This window comes from Streptomyces huiliensis (assembly GCF_020037025.1).
GTDB lineage: Bacteria > Actinomycetota > Actinomycetes > Streptomycetales > Streptomycetaceae > Streptomyces > Streptomyces huiliensis.
In genome coordinates this window covers 1-1487 of the sequence record NZ_JAIQLH010000519.1, presented here as the reverse complement: position 1 = coordinate 1487, position 1487 = coordinate 1, and the positions used below count along the sequence as shown (strand labels likewise).

General features: G+C 79.2%; 1 protein-coding gene. It reads left to right on the top strand.

Annotation, left to right across the window (positions count from 1 at the left end; all coding sequences use genetic code 11):
* Positions 1-1487, top strand: a 1487-nt coding sequence (locus JNW98_RS35605; RefSeq protein ID WP_308015710.1) for a beta-ketoacyl synthase N-terminal-like domain-containing protein, incomplete at both ends; no start/stop codon positions are given.

Below are 1487 nucleotides of genomic sequence, written 5' to 3'. Positions count from 1 at the left end.
GCCCTCGTCGCCGCCCGCGCCCTGGGCCTCGACGCCGGCGCCTTCGCCCTCGACGCCGCCTGCGCCTCCGCCCTGTACGCCGTCAAGCTCGCCTGCGACCGGCTGCACGACCGAACGGCCGACCTCATGCTCGCCGGAGCCGTGAACGGGGCCGACAGCCTGCTCGTCCACAGCGGGTTCGCCGCGGTCTCCGCCCTGAGCCCCACCGGGCGCAGCCGCCCCTTCCACCGCGAGGCCGACGGGCTCGTCCCCGCCGAGGGCGCCGTGCTCGTGACCCTCATGCGGCTCTCCGACGCCCTCGCCGCCGGCCGGCCCGTCCTCGCCGTCATCCGCGGCGTCGGCCTGGGCAACGACGGGCGCGGCAGCGGCTTCCTCAGCCCCGACCCCGCCGGGCAGGAGCGCGCCATGCGGCTCGCCTACGCCCGGGCGGGCGTCGACCCCGCGACGGTCGGCCTGCTCGAATGCCACGCCACCGGCACGCCGGTCGGCGATGCCGCCGAAATCGCCTCCACGGCACGGGTGTTCGCCGGGCACCCCGGTCTGCCCATCGGGTCGGTCAAGTCCAACCTCGGCCATCTGCTCGCACCCGCCGGCGGCGCCGGGCTGCTCAAGGCCGTCGACGCGCTGCGGCACGGCGTCCGCCCGCCGACCCTCGGCGCCGACGATCCGACTCCCGAGCTGCGCGGGCGGCCCCTGCGGCCGCTCACCGAGGCGGAGGAGTGGGAGCGGGGGCAGGGGCCGCGGCGCGCGGCCGTCAGCGCCTTCGGCTTCGGGGGCACCAACGCCCACCTCGTCGTGGAGGAGTGGCGCGAGGACACGGCCGCCGTCCCGCCTCCCCCGTCCCCACCCCCGGCCCCGGCCCCGGCGGGCGGTCCCCTGGCCGTCGTCGCCCTCGCCGTACGCGCCGGACGCGACGGCGGCACCGGCGAGTTCACCGCCGCCGTGCTCGGCGGGCGGCCCGACCGCGCGCCCCGCGAGCGCGTCTCCACCGGGCTGGACGGGCTGCGCTTCCCGCCCGTCGACATCGAGGAGACCCTCCCGCAGCAGCTGCTCGTCTTCGACGCGGCACGGGAAGCCGCCCGCGGCGTGGACCTGCCCCGCGACCGCACCTCCGTCCACGTCGGCATGGGCGCCGAACCCTGCGTCACGCTCTTCGCCTGGCGGCGCCGCATCGGCGTCCAGTGGGCGCGGGCCGGGCTGCCCCTGCCGCCGGGGCCCGCCGGCGCGCTGCGGGACGCCGTCGGCGATCCGCCGACCCCCGCGTCGGCCCTGGGCGCCATGCCGAACCTCGTCGCCAACCGCGTCAGCAGCCAGCTCGACCTGCGCGGCCCGAGCCTCGCCGTCTCCCGTGAGGAGGCGTCCGGCACCGCCGCCCTGCGGATCGCCGCCCGGGCCCTGCGCGCCGGGGAAACCGACGCCGCGCTAGTCGGGGCCGTCGACCTCTCCCACGACGCGGCGCACACCGCCGCCCTCGACGCGCTCGGCCG